14 protein-coding genes are annotated in these 16,081 nt (G+C 72.8%); 1 reads left to right on the top strand and 13 read right to left on the bottom strand.

Going from position 1 to position 16,081, the window contains the following annotated elements:
* A partial coding sequence (locus tag GV126_RS23115) for a hypothetical protein (RefSeq protein WP_159670016.1) occupies positions 1 to 1,340 on the bottom strand: 1,340 nt, incomplete at its 3' end.
* 131 nt (positions 1,341 to 1,471) lie between these two features.
* Between GV126_RS23115 and GV126_RS23110 the strand changes: the two genes are divergently transcribed.
* Entirely contained in the window at positions 1,472 to 2,071 is a 600-nt protein-coding gene (locus tag GV126_RS23110) for a GPP34 family phosphoprotein (protein WP_159670014.1), read from the top strand.
* A 179-nt stretch (positions 2,072 to 2,250) separates the two neighbouring features.
* Here GV126_RS23110 and GV126_RS23105 read toward each other — a convergent pair whose 3' ends face one another.
* The 12 genes from GV126_RS23105 to pruA all read right to left on the bottom strand — a co-directional run bounded on the left by GV126_RS23105 (position 2,251) and on the right by pruA (position 16,056).
* Complete coding sequence (locus tag GV126_RS23105) at positions 2,251 to 2,397, bottom strand: hypothetical protein (protein ID WP_419796055.1); 147 nt, start codon at positions 2,395 to 2,397, stop codon at positions 2,251 to 2,253.
* A gap of 13 nt (positions 2,398 to 2,410) precedes the next feature.
* Positions 2,411 to 4,015 (bottom strand): citramalate synthase, encoded by a 1,605-nt coding sequence (gene cimA, locus GV126_RS23100; protein ID WP_159670012.1) that lies wholly within the window; start codon positions 4,013 to 4,015, stop codon positions 2,411 to 2,413.
* 283 nt (positions 4,016 to 4,298) lie between these two features.
* A complete protein-coding gene (locus GV126_RS23090) occupies positions 4,299 to 5,600 on the bottom strand; it encodes an MFS transporter (protein WP_159670008.1) in 1,302 nt (433 codons plus the stop codon).
* Between the two features lie 31 nt (positions 5,601 to 5,631).
* Complete coding sequence (locus GV126_RS23085) at positions 5,632 to 6,750, bottom strand: TolB-like translocation protein (protein WP_159670006.1); 1,119 nt, start codon at positions 6,748 to 6,750, stop codon at positions 5,632 to 5,634.
* Between the two features lie 349 nt (positions 6,751 to 7,099).
* A complete protein-coding gene (locus GV126_RS23080) occupies positions 7,100 to 7,720 on the bottom strand; it encodes a TetR/AcrR family transcriptional regulator (RefSeq protein ID WP_159670004.1) in 621 nt (206 codons plus the stop codon).
* An 18-nt stretch (positions 7,721 to 7,738) separates the two neighbouring features.
* Positions 7,739 to 8,779 (bottom strand): agmatine deiminase family protein, encoded by a 1,041-nt coding sequence (locus GV126_RS23075; RefSeq protein ID WP_159670001.1) that lies wholly within the window; start codon positions 8,777 to 8,779, stop codon positions 7,739 to 7,741.
* 11 nt (positions 8,780 to 8,790) lie between these two features.
* Positions 8,791 to 10,512 carry an urease subunit alpha gene (locus GV126_RS23070; protein WP_159669998.1) on the bottom strand — a complete coding sequence of 574 codons (1,722 nt, stop codon included), beginning with the start codon at positions 10,510 to 10,512 and terminating at the stop codon, positions 8,791 to 8,793.
* Positions 10,509 to 11,234, bottom strand: coding sequence for an urease subunit gamma (ureA, locus tag GV126_RS23065; protein ID WP_159669995.1), 726 nt, complete (start codon positions 11,232 to 11,234; stop codon positions 10,509 to 10,511). Before ureA ends, GV126_RS23070 begins: the two co-directional genes overlap by 4 nt.
* Before the next feature lie 243 nt (positions 11,235 to 11,477).
* Positions 11,478 to 12,566, bottom strand: a complete 1,089-nt coding sequence (locus GV126_RS23060) for a branched-chain amino acid aminotransferase (RefSeq protein ID WP_159669992.1) — start codon at positions 12,564 to 12,566, stop codon at positions 11,478 to 11,480.
* A 259-nt stretch (positions 12,567 to 12,825) separates the two neighbouring features.
* On the bottom strand, positions 12,826 to 13,869 hold the full coding sequence (locus GV126_RS23055; protein WP_159669989.1) for a 3-isopropylmalate dehydrogenase: 1,044 nt from the start codon (positions 13,867 to 13,869) through the stop codon (positions 12,826 to 12,828).
* Between the two features lie 85 nt (positions 13,870 to 13,954).
* The gene (locus tag GV126_RS37215) at positions 13,955 to 14,086 is read right to left on the bottom strand and encodes a hypothetical protein (RefSeq protein ID WP_159669986.1); all 132 of its coding nucleotides are present in this window, start codon (positions 14,084 to 14,086) and stop codon (positions 13,955 to 13,957) included.
* A 338-nt stretch (positions 14,087 to 14,424) separates the two neighbouring features.
* Complete coding sequence (pruA, locus tag GV126_RS23045) at positions 14,425 to 16,056, bottom strand: L-glutamate gamma-semialdehyde dehydrogenase (protein WP_159669983.1); 1,632 nt, start codon at positions 16,054 to 16,056, stop codon at positions 14,425 to 14,427.
* Positions 16,057 to 16,081: the final 25 nt, after the last annotated feature.

Genomic DNA, 16,081 nt, shown 5'->3' with positions numbered 1-16,081 from the left:
CCGAAGTCCCCGCCGTCGCCGAACCCGCCGCCGAAGTCGCCGGGGTCGAAGTCGCCGCCCGAGACGTCGCCGCCGCCGAAGTCGCCGTAGCCGCCGTACCCGTCGTAGGCGCCGAAGTCCCCGTAGCCCGCGCCGTAGTCCGCCGCGTAGGCCGGGGTGGCCATCATGCTGCCGAGCAGGGTGCCCACCAGCAGGCCGGGCAGGATGCCGCCGCCGAAGTAGCCGCCGGCCCAGGGGCCGTAGGCGGGCCCGGCGTCCCAGTAGGGGCGGCGGCCCCAGTCGGTCTCCACCTCGCGGACGTGCGGGTCGCGGCCCTCGGCCAGGCGCACCCGGTCGGCGGCGCAGACCGGGACCCGGCGCGGGGCTCCGCCCGGCGGGGTCCAGGTGGCGTCGGCCACCGACGGGCCGTGGCGCGGGTCGAAGAAGCACGGCGGGCGCCGCTCGGGCAGCGGCCGGCCCTCGCGGCGGGCGGCGAGCTGGGCCAGGCTGAAGCGGCCGTCCTCCAGGGCCTGGGTGACGGTGCGCACGTCCTCGGGTCTGCGGGCCTCGGCCATGCGCTGCTTGGCCTGCTCGTAGGCGTCCAGCGCCCGCTCGTAGTCCGCGCGCATGGCGTCGTCCGCGCCGGGCTCGGCCGGATGGAAGTCCAGGCGGTCCAGTTCCTCGCCGAAGGCCGTGATGTCCTCGTCCACGACCACCCGCAGCTTCTCCAGGGCGGCCCGCTGCTCGGTCTCCCGGCGCCGCCGGGTGCGCCGCACCATGGCGTAGGCGCCCGCCCCGCAGACCACCAGCAGCACCGCGACGGTGATCAGCGCCGTGGACGGCACCCCGCCGCTGCGGCCGGAGGCGCCCCAGCTCGCGGGGGCCGAGCCGCGCATGGTAGGCAGGGCCCGGTCGGCGAAGTCGCCGAGCTGGGTGGCGGTGTCCTCGCCCTGCACGCTGGTGACCAGGTTGTGCACGGCGGTGCGCGAGAGCACCGAGGAGTCGGCGCGGGCGTCGAAGCGGTCGCCCAGGCGGACGGCGTAGGCGCCGGTGACGCCGGTGGCCGTGCGCAGGTCGGTGAACAGGTTCTGCGTCGGGAAGTTCGCCGGCAGGACGGCGACGAACAGCGGCTTGTCCGCGTTCTCGATCGTCCGGGCCAGCGAGGCGGCGTCCGCGGACGACAGCTGGGCGGAGGCGGCGGGGTCGACGTAGACGGGGCTCTTGCGCAGGGCCTGCGCGACCGTGGAGATGCTGCTCGCGGCCTCGGCGCGCGGGACGCCGGTCGACAGCACGGCGATGACGGCCACCGCGAGCGCGACCAGCAGCTGGAGGGGGGCTCGGGTCAGGACGACGGCCTTCATGGTTCGAAGCTACCCGAAAGGGTGACAAAGCGGTCACTCGTGCGGGTGTGCGCGGGGGTGCGGCGACGTATCGTCGGCGGTGGGTCCGGGCCGGCCGGTCCGGCCAGACCGCCGACGCTCGGGAGTGCGGCATGACCACACCGCGGGACCTGTTGCTCGTCACCCTGGACGTCCCCGGCAACCGCCCCGTGGAGCAGGGGGACCTCTCGCTGGCCCTCGCCGGTGCGGAACTCGCCGACCTGATCGCCGAGGAGTCCGTCTCGCTGGACGGCGACCGCATCGTGCCCGGCCTGGCCCCGGCCACCGGTGACCGGCTGCGGGACCAGGCGAGCGCGTCACTGGTGCGCCAGGCGCCGTACGAGACCGTCGAGGACTGGCTGTGGCGCCGCGGCCGCGGGCTGGCCGCGGCCTACGTCGCCCAGCTGCAGGACCAGGGCCAGCTGGCCGGTCCGCGGCACCGCTGGATGCCGGGCGGACGGCCGCGGCCGCTCGACTCGCCGGCCCGGCGCGCGGCGGCCGACCGGTGGGCCGCCCACGAGCCGGTCCTCGCCGCGCTCGCCGCCGCCCTGGGCATCGAGGACGCGTCCGCCTCCTGGGCCGCCGCCCCCGACGACGAGGCCCTGGAGACCGTGCTGGCCGCCGTCAGCGACGCGGTGACGGAGCTGGAGGCGGTGCGGCAGCGGCGGCGCATCGAGGACGCCGCGTTCGACAACATCTGGCGGGCCCCGTGAGCGCCGGCATCCGGCGGGCCCCGTGAGCGCCGGCATCCGGCGGGCCCCGTGAGCGCCCGGCCGGGCTGCCCGACCGGCCGGCCGATGCCCGGCAGGCTGCCCGCGCCGTCGCGGAATCAGGCGGGCGCGGTCGCCGCGGGCGCCCGGCCCGGCGGGCCTTTCGTCCGGACCGGGCCGGATCAGGGAGCGGGGCCGGGGCGTTCGTCCACCGGGTGCAGGCCCGGCTTCCCGGCACAGAAGCGGCGGGCCCGCTCCAGGTACCGCGCGGGCAGCCGGGTCGCCACGCCGGCCCGGGACAGCGGCGCGTCAGGGGTGCCGGTGCTCATGCCTCCACGGTGACTACCGGACCGGTTCGACGCCCGCCCGCAGCAGCCCGTAGGTGTAGGCGTCCTCCAGGGCCTGCCAGGAGGCGGCGATCACGTTGTCGGCGACGCCCAGCGTGGCCCACTCGCCCTTGCCGTCGGAGGTGGAGATCAGCACCCGGGTGGTGGAGGACGTGCCGTGCCTGCCCTCCAGGATGCGGACCTTGTAGTCGACCAGCTCCAGGGCGCCGAGCTGCGGGTAGATCCGCTCCAGGGCCACGCGCAGGGCGCGGTCGAGGGCGTTGACCGGGCCGTTGCCCTCCGCGGTGGCGACGATCCGCTCGCCCTTGGCCCACAGCTTGACGGTGGCCTCGTTGGCGTGGGTGCCGTCGGGGCGGTCCTCGACGATGGCCCGCCAGGACTCCACCTCGAAGTACTTCAGCCGGCGCCCCTCGGCCTCGGCGCGCAGCAGCAGCTCGAAGCTGGCGTCGGCCGCCTCGTAGGTGTAGCCCTTGAGTTCGCGCTCCTTGACGCGTTCGACGACGCGGCCGACCAGCTCGCGGTCGCCGCCGAGGTCGATGCCGAGTTCCTTGCCCTTCAGCTCGATGGAGGCGCGGCCGGCCATGTCGGAGACCAGCATGCGCATGGTGTTGCCGACCAGTTCGGGGGCGATGTGCTGGTACAGGTCCGGGTCGACCTTGATGGCGGAGGCGTGCAGGCCGGCCTTGTGCGCGAAGGCGGAGACGCCCACGTACGGCTGGTGGGTGGAGGGGGTGAGGTTGACGACCTCGGCGATGGCGTGGGAGATGCGGGTCATCTCGCGCAGCCGGCCCTCGGGGAGCACCTTCTTGCCGTACTTCAGCTCCAGGGCGGCGACGACCGGGAAGAGGTTGGCGTTGCCGACGCGTTCGCCGTAGCCGTTGGCGGTGCACTGCACGTGGGTGGCGCCGGCGTCGACGGCGGCGAGGGTGTTGGCGACCGCGCAGCCGGTGTCGTCCTGGGCGTGGATGCCGAGGCGGGCGCCGGTGTCGGCGAGCACGGTGGAGACGACCGCGTGGATCTGGGCGGGGAGCATGCCGCCGTTGGTGTCGCAGAGGATGACGACGTCGGCGCCGGCCTCGGCGGCGGCCCGGACGACGGCCTTGGCGTACTCGGGGTTGGCGCGGTAGCCGTCGAAGAAGTGCTCGCAGTCGACGAAGACGCGGCGGCCCTTGGCGCGCAGGTGGGAGACGGTGTCGCGGACCATCTCCAGGTTCTCCTCCAAGGTGGTGCGCAGGGCCAGCTCCACGTGCCGGTCGTGCGACTTGGCCACCAGGGTGATCACGTCGGCGCCGGACTCCAGCAGGGCTTTGACCTGGGGGTCCTCGGCCGCGGTGGTGCCGGCGCGGCGGGTGGCGCCGAAGGCGACCAGCTGGGCGTGGCGGAAGTCGATCTCCTCGCGGGCGCGGGCGAAGAACTCGGTGTCGCGGGGGTTGGCGCCGGGCCAGCCGCCCTCGATGAACCCCACGCCGAAGTCGTCCAGGTGCCGGGCGATGGCCAGCTTGTCGGCGACGGTGAGGTTGATGCCCTCGCGCTGGGCCCCGTCGCGCAGGGTGGTGTCGAAGACGTGGAACGAATCGTCCAGCCGGCTGGTTTCGGACATGTCTGAAGACTCCTGGTGTGGGATCTCGGTCGTACCGGAATAACCGGTTCCACCGTCCCCCCATCCTCCCTCGCGCCTCGCTCCCGGCTGAAGGTGGGCCAGGAAAACGAAAAACCTCTCGCGGGTGCGAGAGGTCTGCGCGCGGGTCGAGGACGACGATGGCCGCCCGTACCGGGTCGTACGTGGCGGTCACTGCGGACCGGCGCGCCTGCTGCCAATAATCATGGCGAACGAGAGCACGGGGGCAGTCTGGCACACCTGGGCCCCCGCGCTCACCGCCGTCTCAGGATGCGGGCGTGAGCCTGGACTCCTCCGCGCCCTTCACCCGGGTCAGGTCCAGATCGCGCGTCTCCCGCATGGTGACGTACACGATGAGGGAGACGGCCGCGCAGGCCGCCACGTACCAGAAGAAGCCGGACTCGGCGCCGGCGTTCTTGAACCACAGGGCGACGTACTCGGCGGTGCCGCCGAACAGGGCGTTGGCCAGGGCGTAGGGCAGGGCGACGCCGAGCGCGCGCACGCCCGTGGGGAACAGCTCGGCCTTCACGCAGGCGTTGATGGAGGTGTAGCCGGTGACCACCACCAGCGCCAGCAGGGACAGCCCGAGCGCCGGCCAGAAGCTGCCCGCGTGCTTCAGCAGGGTCATGATCGGCACGGTCAGCAGGGTGGAGCCGACCGCGAAGGTGATCAGCAGCGGGCGGCGGCCGATCCGGTCGGACAGCCGCCCGGCCGGCGGCTGCAGGCAGGCGAAGACGATCAGCGCGGTGAAGGACACCAGGGTCGCGGTCCGCTTGGGCAGGCCCGCGGAGTTGGACAGGTACTTCGTCAGATACGTCGTGTACGTGTAGTACGCCACCGTGCCGCCCATGGTCAGGGCCATCACCAGCAGCGCCTCCCGCTTGTGCGCCCACAGCGCGCGCAGCGTGCCGCGCTCCTGCCCGCCGCTCGCGTCGGCCTCGTAGACCTCGGTCTCCAGCATGCTGCGCCTCAGGTAGAAGACGACGGCCGCGCCGAGCGCGCCGATCACGAACGGGATGCGCCAGCCGTAGCTGTGCAGCGCGTCGTCGGACATGGTGCGCTGCAGCAGGATCTGCAGGCCGAGGCCGACGATCTGGCCAGCCGTCATGGACACGTACTGGAAGCTGGAGGCGAAGCCGCGGCGGCGCGGGTCGGACGCCTCGGTGAGGTAGGTGGCGCTGGCCGCGTACTCGCCGCCCACCGACAGCCCCTGCAGCAGCCGGGCGACGAGCAGGACCAGCGCTCCCCCGTACCCGGCGACCGCGTACGTCGGCGCGACGGCGATGAGCACCGCCGAGGCGGACATCAGGGTGACGGTCAGGGTCAGCGCCGCCTTGCGGCCCCGGCGGTCGCCGACCCTACCCAGCAGCCAGCCGCCCACCGGCCGCATGAAGAAGCCGACGGCGAAGATGCCCGCGGTGTTCATCATCTGGGCGGTCGGATTCCCGTGCGGGAAGAACGCCCCGGCGAAGTAGGTGGCGAAACTGGCGTAGACGAACCAGTCGTACCACTCCACCATGTTGCCGGCCGAACCGATCCAGATTCTCTTCCAGTGCTCTCGTCCCATGAGCCGTAACTGCCCCGCCAGCAGCGCGTTTTCACTTCGGCAGGCGGACGAACACGTCGGCGGCGGCGTTGGTGTCGCCGGGTACGAGGCCGTCGGCGGCGGAGGTGAACACCACGCCGCGGCCCCGGGCGCCGACGGCGCCGGGCTGCGCGGTGGATCCGGCGGGCGCGACGGGCGTGGTGCGGCCGGTGCGCACGTCGAGCAGGCTCAGCCCCTGCGCGGTGGACAGCAGCACCTCGCGGGCCTGCGGGCCGGCGGTGACCGCCGGGGTGTCGGCGACCCGGCGCAGCCGGCCGGTGCGCAGGTCGCGGACGTACGTGCCGCCCTGGGCGGTGAGGACGACCGAGCGCCCGTCCGCGCTGAGCCGGACCAGCGCGGCGGTGCCGAGCCCCCGGTCGGCCCGGACCCGGGCGCCGGTGCGGACGTCGGCGACGTAGACGCCGCCGGGCCGGTCGGCGGTGGCACGGGTGGCGAAGGCCACGCGCCGGCCGTCGCCGCTGAGCTGGGCGGCCGTCTTCGAACCGTCCTCGGGGCCGGAGACCAGGCGGTCGGCGCCGGTGGCGGTGTCGCGGACGTACAGGTAGAGCCCCTCGTTCGGGCCGTAGCGGTTGCCCGCGCGGAAGGCCAGGTGGCGCGCGTGGCGGTCGAAGGCGAGCAGTTCCGTCTGAGAGGCGTCCGGCGGCGGGTCGGCGGGGGCGATGCGCACGGTGGTGCCGCTCGTGCGGTCGTAGACATATCCCCAGGGTGAGTGGCTGCCCTCGGAGTAGCCGACGTGGCTGCCGTCGCCGCTGATCACCATGGGCGCCCAGTGGTCGAGGTTGTCGAGGTACCCGACGGTGGTGAGCGCGCCGGTACGCAGGTCCTTGACGAACAGGCACCGGGTCCCGCCCTTGCCGCAGCCGAGGTTGTGGGCCTTGGAGGAGAACGCCCCCTGCCGGCCGTCGTCGCTGATCACCGCCTCTCCCGAGGCGCCGTCGGCCTGTGTGCCGTCGGCGGCGGTGCTGATCCGCTCGATGCGGGGGCCGGGTGCGGGGTGGGAGCGCTGCGGGGCCTGCGGCCGGGCCTGCGCAGTCCCGAGGAACGTGGTCGCGCCCAGTGCGGCGGCCAGGACGGCCGTGAGCGCGGTACGGCACAAGGCAGAGGTGGGCATGGGTGTCTCCCCGAGGTGAACGGGTGAACAGGAAGGGTGGGCGCGGGAGTTCAGCGCATGCGGACCCGCGGGAGTTCGGCACACGCGGCCGGGACGTCCGCGGGGCGCGGCGAGGCGTGCGCGAGGAGGCGGCGGTCACCGGCGCCGGGCGGCGGCGTGCCGGGGGCTCCGGCGTCCCGGGCGGCCGTTCGGGCGCGGACACGTGCGGTCGCGGTCACGGACACGGACACGGACACGGTTCCCCCCGAAACCCTGTCGTCCCCGGTCCCGCACCGAGGACCCCACCAGCATGCAAGCGCACCCGGGGCCCGCGTCAATGCGCTCGTCGGCGTACAACCGGGGCGGTCGCTCAGGCGTCCGCGAGCCCCGCCCGTCCCAGGGTGTCGTCCAGGAACTCGCGGACGTGGGCGAGGACGTGCTCCCGGTCGGTGCCGCGCAGGCCGATCGCCACGTGGAGGGAGAAGCCGTCGAGGAGGGCGCGCAGCCGGGTGGCGAAGCGGTCGGGGTCCACGGGCCGGAACTCGCCGTGCGAGATGCCCTCCGCGAGCAGCGCCACCAGGTCGCGGTGCCAGGCGCCCTCGATGGCGGCCTGCCGGTCGCGGGCGTCGTCGTCGGCGTTCTGCGAGCGGTTGTACACCTCCAGCCACAGCGTCCAGTGCGGGTCGCGGTGGCCGTCGGGGACGTAGAGGTCGACGTAGGCGTCGAGGCGTTCCCGGGCGGGCGCGGTGCGCGTCAGCAGGCGGCCGCGCGCGACGCCGAGGCGGTTCTCGCTCCACTCCAGGGTGCGCAGCAGCAACTCGTCCTTGGAGTGGAAGTAGTAGAGCAGGTGGCCGCTGCTCATGCCGACCTCGCGGCCGAGCGCGGCCATGGTGAGCTTCTCCAGTCCGCGCTCGGCGATCATGTCCATGGCGGCGGCGAGGACCTCCTCACGCGGCGGCGCGTTCCTGCGCGCCCGCGCCGCACCGGCCATCTGCTGCTCCTCGACGTGTCAGACCTTCGGCTGCTGCTGGGTGATGCAGTGGATACCGCCGCCGCCCGCGAAGATCGTACGCGCGTCGACGAGGGTGACCGTCCGCTCGGGGAACAGGCGGCGGAAGATGCCGGCGGCGATCTCGTCACGCGGGTCGTCGAAGCCGCACAGCACGACGCCGCCGTTGCACAGGTAGTGGTTGATGTAGGAGTAGTCGGCCCAGTGGCCGTCGGCCTCCAAGACGGTGGGGGCGGGCACCTCCACGACCTCCAGGCGGCGGCCGCGGGCGTCCGTGGCCGCCTTCAGCAGGCCGATGACCTCCTTCGTCACCTCGTGGTCGGGGTGGGCCGGATCGGGCTGGTGGTGGGCGACGACGACGCCGGGGCGGGCGAAGGCGGCGACGATGTCGACGTGGCCGAGGGTGCCGTAGCCGTACGGGGGGTAGTCGCCGGTCAGGCCGCGCGGCAGCCAGATCGCCTTGCTGGTGCCGAGGTGGGCGTGGATCTCCGCCTCGACCTGCTCCTTCGTCCAGTGCGGGTTGCGTTCGGGGCCGAGCTGGACCGTCTCGGTCAGCAGGACCGTGCCCTCGCCGTCGACGTGGATGGCGCCGCCCTCGTTGACGAGCTTCGAGGCGTACGTCTTGGCGCCCGCGAGATCGGCGACGTACGCGCCGATCTCGGCGTCGTGCTCCCAGCGGGCCCAGTCCTGGGCGCCCCAGCCGTTGAACGTCCAGTCCACGGCGGCCAGCCGGCCCGTGCCGTCGGTGAGGAAGGTGGGGCCGATGTCGCGCATCCAGGCGTCGTCGAGGTCGCGTTCGACGGTGTCGATGCCCGCGCCGAGCAGGGTGCGCGCCTCGGCGGACTGACCGGGGCCGCACACCACCGTGACCGGTTCGAAGCGGCGGATCGCGCGGGCGACCGACGCCCAGGCCACACGGGAGGCGGCCACGTCGTCAGGGGTGTCGAACGTCGGGTTGGGACCCGGCCACGCCATCCAGGTGCGCTCGTGCGGCGTCCACTCGGCGGGCATGCGGAAGCCGTCGGCGGCGGGGGTGGTCATCTCGCGGTTCCTTACAGGAAGTAGAGGCGGTTGAGGGAGACCGAGTCGGCGGGCTCGGAGCGGATCGGGTCGCCGTCGAGGGTGACCAGGCCGGTGCGCCGGTCGACGTCGACCGATCCGGTACGGGAGTTCAGGCGCAGGTCGGCGGGGCCGATGCCGCGGGTGCCGCGCACGGCGACCCGGCGCCGGCGGGTGGGCATCGTGTCGTGACCCTGGTCCAGCGCGGCCCGGGCGACGAACGCCACGGAGATGTCGGCGGGCGTTGCGCCGTGCGCGCCGAACTGCGGGCCGAGCACGAGGGGTTCGCAGGTGTCGGTGGCCGCGTTCGGGTCGCCGGTCACGCCGTAGGCCGGGAAGCCCGCCTTGAGCACGAGCTGCGGCTTGGCGCCGAAGTACTCCGGGCGCCACAGCACCAGGTCGGCGAGCTTGCCGACCTCGATCGAGCCGACCTCGTGCGCGAGGCCGTGCGCGATGGCCGGGTTGATGGTCAGCTTGGCGATGTAGCGCAGCACGCGGCCGTTGTCGTCGCCCTCGCCGTCGCCCTCCACCGGACCCAGCTCGGCCTTCATCTTCCCGGCCATGGCGAAGGTGCGGCGCACGGTCTCCCCGGCCCGGCCCATGCCCTGGGCGTCGGAGGAGGTGATGCCGATCGCGCCCAGGTCGTGCAGCACGTCCTCGGCGCCCATCGTCCCGGCCCGGATGCGGTCGCGGGCCATGGCCGCGTCGCCCGGCAGGTCGGTCTTCAGGTCGTGGACGGAGACGATCATGCCGTAGTGCTCGGCGACCGCGTCCCGGCCGAAGGGCAGGGTGGGGTTGGTGGAGGAGCCGATGACGTTCGGCACGCCCGCCATCTTCAGCACGTTGGGGACGTGCCCGCCGCCGCAGCCCTCGATGTGGAAGGCGTGGATCGTACGCCCCTCCAGCACCCGCAGGGTGTCCTCCACCGACAGGCACTCGTTCAGGCCGTCGCTGTGCAGGGCGACCTGGACGTCGTGCTCCTCGGCCACGCGCAGGGCGGTGTCCAGGGCGCGGGTGTGGGCGCCCATGTCCTCGTGCACCTTGAAGCCGCTCGCCCCGCCCTCGGCCAGCGCCTCGATCAGCGGCGCCTCGTGCGAGGACGAACCCCGGCCGAGGAAGCCGATGTTGACGGGCCAGGCGTCGAAGGCGTTGAAGGCGTGGCGCAGCGCCCACGGGGAGTTGACGCCGACGCCCCACACCGGCCCGAACTCCTGGCCGATGATCGTGGTGACGCCGGAGGCGAGGGAGGCCTCCATGATGCGCGGGGAGAGCAGGTGGACATGGGTGTCCACGGCACCGGCGGTGGCGATGAGCCCCTCGCCGGACACGATGGAGGTGCCCGTGCCGACGACGACGTCCACGCCGTCCAGGGTGTCGGGGTTGCCGGCCCGCCCGATGGCGCAGATCCGGCCCTCGCGGATGCCGATGGACACCTTGCGGATGCCCTGCACGGCGTCGATGACGACGACGTTGCTGATGACGACGTCGCAGGTCTCGCGCACGGCGGCGGCCTTCAGGTGCAGGCCGTCGCGGGCGGTCTTGCCGAACCCGGCGAGGAACTCCTCGCCGTACTGCTGCGCGTCGGACTCGACGCGCACGGTCAGTCCCGAGTCGCCGAGGCGGATGCGGTCCCCGGCGCGCGGGCCGTGGGTGGCGGCGTACTCGTGTGCCGTCAGGTGCCGGGCCTCGACGGGGTGGCCTCCGGGGCGGCTCATCGCTCGACCTCCTGCCGGTCGGTGTCCGCTGCAACCGGTACGTCCGGTACGCCGAGGTAGCCGCAGGCTGCGGCCCTGCGCAGCGCCTCCTCCTTGGCGCCGGGCGCGTCCAGCGGGCCGTCCACCAGCCCGGCGAAGCCGATCGCGATCCGCTCGCCGCCGATGGGCACCAGGCCCACCTCGTGGCGCTCGCCCGGCCCGAACCGCACCGAGGACCCGGCGGGTACGGCGAGCCGCATGCCGTAGGCGGCGGCCCGGTCGAAGTCCAGGCGCGGGTTGGCCTCGAAGAAGTGGAAGTGGGAGGTGACCGACACCGGTACGGCCGCGGTGTTGGTGACCGTCAGGCGCACCGCGGGCTCGGGGTCGGTGTGCATCGGGGCCGGCAGCAGCGCGCCGGGCGCGTCCTGGCCGAGCGAGCCGCCCGCGATCGGGTCGGTGACCACGGCGAGCCGGGAGCCGTCGTCGAAGACGGCCTCCACGTGGACCTCGGTGACGACGTCCGCCACACCCGGCAGGACGTCGTCGGGGCCGAGCACCGCACGGGCGCGCGCGATCGCCTCGTCGAGCCGGGCGCCGTCGCGGGCCGCCTCGCACACCGTGTCGGCGATCAGGGCGGTGGCCTCCGGCACGTTGAGCCGCAAGCCGCGCGCCCGGCGGGCGCGAGCGAGTTCGGCGGCCCCGAAGAGCAGCAGCCGGTCACGCTCGGTGGGGGTCAGTCTCACGCGGCGGCACCTCCTTGTCGATTCCCGATTTAGAACACCACTCTAAACGTGGGTTTCGGGGATGCGGAAGAGTGGTGGACCACCTGGATGGACGCCACAGGGCTCACTTTCGACTTATTGAGTGTTGCTCTAACGTCGGGAGGGGGCGCTGGAGAAGCGGTGCCCGCCGGAGCGGGGCAACACGAAAGGGCCGCCGCGGACTGCTCGTCCGCGGCGGCCCCGAGGGTCGGCGTGCGACCCGGCTCAGCCCAGCTTGTGCATCCAGCCGTGCTTGTCCTCGGTGAGCCCGCGCTGGATGCCCAGCAGGGCCTCGCGCAGGCGCAGGGTGACCGGGCCGGGGGTGCCGTCGCCGTGGGTCCAGGCGTCCGACTTGGTCTTGACGTGGCCGATGGGGGTGACCACGGCCGCGGTGCCACAGGCGAAGACCTCGGTGAGGGCGCCGGAGGCGGCGTCCGCCCGCCACTGCTCCAGGGTGATCACGCCCTCCTCGGCGGTGTAGCCGAGGTCGCGGGCGACCTGGAGCAGCGAGTCGCGGGTGATGCCCTCCAGGATCGAGCCGCTCAGCTCCGGGGTGACGATCCGGTCGCCGTAGACGAAGGCGACGTTCATGCTGCCGCTCTCCTCGACCTTGGTGCGGGTCACCGCGTCGAGGTAGACGACCTGGTCGCAGCCGTGCGCGGCGGCCTCGGCCTGCGGCAGCAGGGAGGCGGCGTAGTTGCCGCCGGTCTTGGCGTCACCGGTGCCGCCGGGGACGGCGCGGACGTGGTCCTCCGAGACCCAGATGGTCACCGGCTCGACACCGCCGGCGAAGTAGGCGCCCGAGGGCGAGGCGATCAGCATGAACAGGTACTCGTTGGCGGGGTGCACGCCGAGCCCGGTCTCCGAGGCGAACATGAACGGCCGCAGGTACAGGGCCTCCTCACCGCCGTGCGGCGGGACCCAGGCGGCGTCCTGCGCGAGCAGCGCGTCCAGGGCCGCGATGAACAGCTCCTCGGGCAGCTCGGCCATGGCCATACGGCGGGCGGAGTTGCGGGAGCGGCGGGCGTTGGCCTCCGGGCGGAAGACCGCGATCGAGCCGTCGGGCTGGCGGTAGGCCTTCAGCCCCTCGAAGATCTCCTGGCCGTAGTGCAGGACGTGGCAGGAGGGGTCGAGGGAGATCGGGCCGTAGGGGACGAGCTGGGCGTCGTGCCAGCCGCGGCCCTCCGTCCACCGGATCGTCACCATGTTGTCGGTGAAGTGGCGGCCGAACCCGGGGCGGGCCAGGATCGCCTCCCGCTCCGCGTCGGAAAGCGGGGGGGCCGAGGGCTTGAGCTCGATCGTGGGCGTCGTCATGAGTGAGTGTCCTTCACCGGGTTGTAGTGACGGGCCGCGCTCACGCCCCTACAGCCCGTGGCCAGTGCTAGGACGTCCGAGCATTCCCTCATGTCGCGGCTCCGTGTCCGATTATCGCGCGGAGGACGGCGACGGAAGAAGACGGGGTGAGTGCGGTCCAGGTTTTCGATGGTCGCACCCGGCCGGGCAGACGGAAAGCCGCCGGGTGCTCGGTGCGACCCGACGGCTTCGTGTGGTGACGCGTAGCTCGGCGGGTGCCTCAGCCGGCTACTCGTACGGCGAGCGCGTCGCCGATCTCGGAGGTGCTGCGCGCGGGCAGCGCGCCGCGCTCCGCGAGGTCGGCGGAGACGGCGTCCTCGATCCGGGTCGCCTCGGCGTCGTAGCCGAGGTGGCGCAGCAGCAGGGCGACGGACAGCACCGTGGCGGTGGGGTCGGCCTTGCCCTGGCCGGCGATGTCCGGGGCCGAGCCGTGGACCGGCTCGAACATGGACGGGAACTCGCGGCTCGGGTTGATGTTCCCGGAGGCCGCGACGCCGATGCCGCCGGAGACGGCCGCGGCGAGGTCGGTGATGATGTCGCCGAAGAGGTTGTCGGTGACGATGACGTCGAAGCGCTCGGGCTGGGTGACCAGGTAGATGGTGGCCGCGTCGACGTGGATGTACTCGGTGGTGACCTCGGGGTACTCCTCGGCCACCTTGGTGAAGATGTTCGTCCACAGGTGACCCGCGAAGGTCAGCACGTTGTTCTTGTGGACCAGCGTGAGCTTCTTGCGCGGGCGGGCCTGGGCGCGGGCGAACGCGTCGCGGACCACGCGCTCGACACCGAAGGCGGTGTTGACCGAGACCTCGGTGGCGACCTCGTGCTCGGTGCCCTTGCGGATGGTGCCGCCGTTGCCCGTGTAGGGGCCCTCGGTGCCCTCGCGGACGACGATGAAGTCGATCTTCGGGTCGCCGGCCAGCGGGGTCGCCACGCCCGGCAGCAGCTTGCTCGGGCGCAGGTTGACGTGGTGGTCGAAGGCGAAGCGGAGCTTGAGCAGGAAGCCGCGCTCCAGGACGCCCGAGGGCACGGACGGGTCGCCGATCGCGCCGAGCAGGATGGCGTCGTGCTGCCGCAGCTGCTCCAGGTCGGCGTCGGTGAGGGTCTCACCGGTGGCGTGGTAGCGCCGGGCGCCGAAGTCGTACTCCTTGGTCTCCAGCTTCACATCCTGCGGGAGGACGGCACTCAGGACCTTCAGGCCCTCGGCCACCACTTCCTGGCCGATGCCGTCACCGGGGATCACTGCGAGATCGATGCTGCGAGACATGCCGGCACCCTACTCCTTGTCCCATGAGATGACACGCGGTGTCCGCGATGCGGACACCGCGCACACCGTGCGGGTCGGGGACGGCTCAGTGTCCGGTCGCGCCGCCGTTGTCACGGCGGTCGAGGGCGCGCTGGAGGGCGGCGGCGGCGTTGCGGCGGTCGGACTCGCTCGTACGGGAGACGTGACGGACTCGGCGGCGGACGGTCGTCTCGGCCATGGGTATCGACTCCTTCGAGACAGCACGGAGCGCGGAAGGGGGGTGAGACGCCGGATGCGGCGGGGAGCGACGGGGCCGCAGGGGTGACCTGCACAAGGGCCCGGCTCACGACCGCCATTCGCTGGGTCGAGCGAGACGTTCGGCTCCTACAAAACTAAGGGAGGACGGGGCGCCTGTCTGCACAATTACTCGGACTTCCTACTATCTGAGACGGCGCCCTGCCCCCTGTGGACCTGACCTGCGGTTTCCTCCGGACGGAGCGGGACATGCCGGACGGGCCGGGTGCGTCGGCACCCGGCCCGTCCGGCCGTGGGTCCGCGGTGGGTCCGCGGTGGGCGTCAGCCCATGTGCGGGTAGGTGTAGTCGGTCGGCGGGACCAGGGCCTCCTTGATGGCCCGGGTCAGGGTCCAGCGCATCAGGTTCTGCGGGGCGCCCGCCTTGTCGTTGGTGCCGGAGGCACGGCCGCCGCCGAAGGGCTGCTGGCCGACCACGGCGCCGGTCGACTTGTCGTTGATGTAGAAGTTGCCGGCCGCGTAGCGGAGCTTGTCGGCCGTGTAGGCCGCCGCGGCGCGGTCGTTGGCGATGACCGAGCCGGTCAGCGCGTAGTCCGACACCGACTCCATCTGGGTCAGCATCTCGTCGTACTTGTCGTCCTCGTAGACGTACACGGCGAGGATCGGGCCGAAGTACTCGGTGCGGAAGACCTCGTTCTCCGGGTCGGTGCACTCGATGACGGTCGGGCGCACGAAGTAGCCGACCGAGTCGTCGTAGGTGCCGCCGGCGACGATCGTGCAGGTCGGGTCCTGCTTGGCCCGGTCGATGGCGGCCTTGTTCTTGGCGAAGGACCGCTCGTCGATGACCGCGCCGAGGAAGTTGGACAGGTCGGTGACGTCACCCATGGTCAGGCCGTCGACCTCGGCGGCGAACTCCTCCTTGAAACCGTCGTTCCAGATGGAGGCCGGGATGTAGGCGCGGGAGGTCGCCGAGCACTTCTGGCCCTGGTACTCGAAGGCACCGCGGGTCAGGGCGGTCTTGAGCACCGCGCGGTCGGCCGAGGGGTGGGCCACCACGAAGTCCTTGCCGCCGGTCTCGCCGACCAGGCGGGGATAGGTGCGGTACTTCTCGATGTTGTTGCCGACCGTCTTCCACAGGTGCTGGAAGGTCTTGGTGGAGCCGGTGAAGTGGATGCCGGCCAGGTCGCGGTGGTTCAGGGCCACCTCGGAGACCTCCAGGCCGTCACCGGTGAGGAGGTTGATGACGCCCTTGGGCAGGCCCGCCTCCTCCAGCAGCCGCATGAGCAGCACGGCGGCGTGCGTCTGGGTCGGGGACGGCTTCCAGATCACCACGTTGCCCATCAGGGCCGGAGCGGTGGGCAGGTTGGCGGCGATCGCCGAGAAGTTGAACGGCGTGATCGCGTAGACGAAGCCCTCCAGCGGGCGGTGGTCCAGGCGGTTCCACACGCCCGGGGAGTTCGCCGGGGGCTGCTCGGCGAGGATTTGGCGGGCGTAGTGGACGTTGAAGCGCCAGAAGTCGACCAGCTCGCACGGGGTGTCGATCTCGGCCTGCTGGGCGGTCTTGGACTGGCCGAGCATGGTGGAGGCGGCGATGGTCTCGCGCCACGGGCCCGACAACAGCTCGGCGGCGCGCAGGATGATCGCCGCGCGGTCGTCGAAGGACATCGCGCGCCAGGCCGGGGCCGCGGCGAGGGCGGCGTCGATGGCGTCCTGGGCGTCCTGCTTCGTGGCGTTGCGGTAGGTGCCGAGGACGGCCTTGTGGTTGTGCGGCTGGACGACCTCGAAGGCCTCCCCGCCACCCATGCGCTTGACACCGCCGATGGTGCAGGGCAGGTCGATCGGGTTCTCGGCCAGCTCCTTGAGCTTGGCCTCCAGGCGGGCGCGCTCGGGCGAGCCGGGGGCGTAGCCGTGCACCGGCTCGTTGACGGGGGTGGGGACCTGGGTCACAGCGTCCATGGGTTCCGTAACTCCTTGTACGTGA

It is taken from the genome of Streptomyces mexicanus, assembly GCF_902506575.1.
GTDB lineage: Bacteria > Actinomycetota > Actinomycetes > Streptomycetales > Streptomycetaceae > Streptomyces > Streptomyces mexicanus.
Note: the sequence above shows the minus strand (reverse complement) of the source record. Positions and strands in the feature narration are given on the sequence as shown.

What these genes read in the sequence shown, in the direction of transcription:
- GV126_RS23110 (WP_159670014.1), top strand. Translation starts at nt 1,472, where the DNA reads ATGACCACACCGCGGGACCTGTTGCTCGTCACCCTGGACGTCCCCGGC.
- GV126_RS23105 (WP_419796055.1), bottom strand. Translation starts at nt 2,397, where the DNA reads ATGAGCACCGGCACCCCTGACGCGCCGCTGTCCCGGGCCGGCGTGGCG.
- cimA (WP_159670012.1), bottom strand. Translation starts at nt 4,015, where the DNA reads ATGTCCGAAACCAGCCGGCTGGACGATTCGTTCCACGTCTTCGACACC.
- GV126_RS23090 (WP_159670008.1), bottom strand. Translation starts at nt 5,600, where the DNA reads ATGGGACGAGAGCACTGGAAGAGAATCTGGATCGGTTCGGCCGGCAAC.
- GV126_RS23085 (WP_159670006.1), bottom strand. Translation starts at nt 6,750, where the DNA reads ATGCCCACCTCTGCCTTGTGCCGTACCGCGCTCACGGCCGTCCTGGCC.
- GV126_RS23080 (WP_159670004.1), bottom strand. Translation starts at nt 7,720, where the DNA reads ATGGCCGGTGCGGCGCGGGCGCGCAGGAACGCGCCGCCGCGTGAGGAG.
- GV126_RS23075 (WP_159670001.1), bottom strand. Translation starts at nt 8,779, where the DNA reads ATGACCACCCCCGCCGCCGACGGCTTCCGCATGCCCGCCGAGTGGACG.
- GV126_RS23070 (WP_159669998.1), bottom strand. Translation starts at nt 10,512, where the DNA reads ATGAGCCGCCCCGGAGGCCACCCCGTCGAGGCCCGGCACCTGACGGCA.
- GV126_RS23060 (WP_159669992.1), bottom strand. Translation starts at nt 12,566, where the DNA reads ATGACGACGCCCACGATCGAGCTCAAGCCCTCGGCCCCCCCGCTTTCC.
- GV126_RS23055 (WP_159669989.1), bottom strand. Translation starts at nt 13,869, where the DNA reads ATGTCTCGCAGCATCGATCTCGCAGTGATCCCCGGTGACGGCATCGGC.
- GV126_RS37215 (WP_159669986.1), bottom strand. Translation starts at nt 14,086, where the DNA reads ATGGCCGAGACGACCGTCCGCCGCCGAGTCCGTCACGTCTCCCGTACG.
- pruA (WP_159669983.1), bottom strand. Translation starts at nt 16,056, where the DNA reads ATGGACGCTGTGACCCAGGTCCCCACCCCCGTCAACGAGCCGGTGCAC.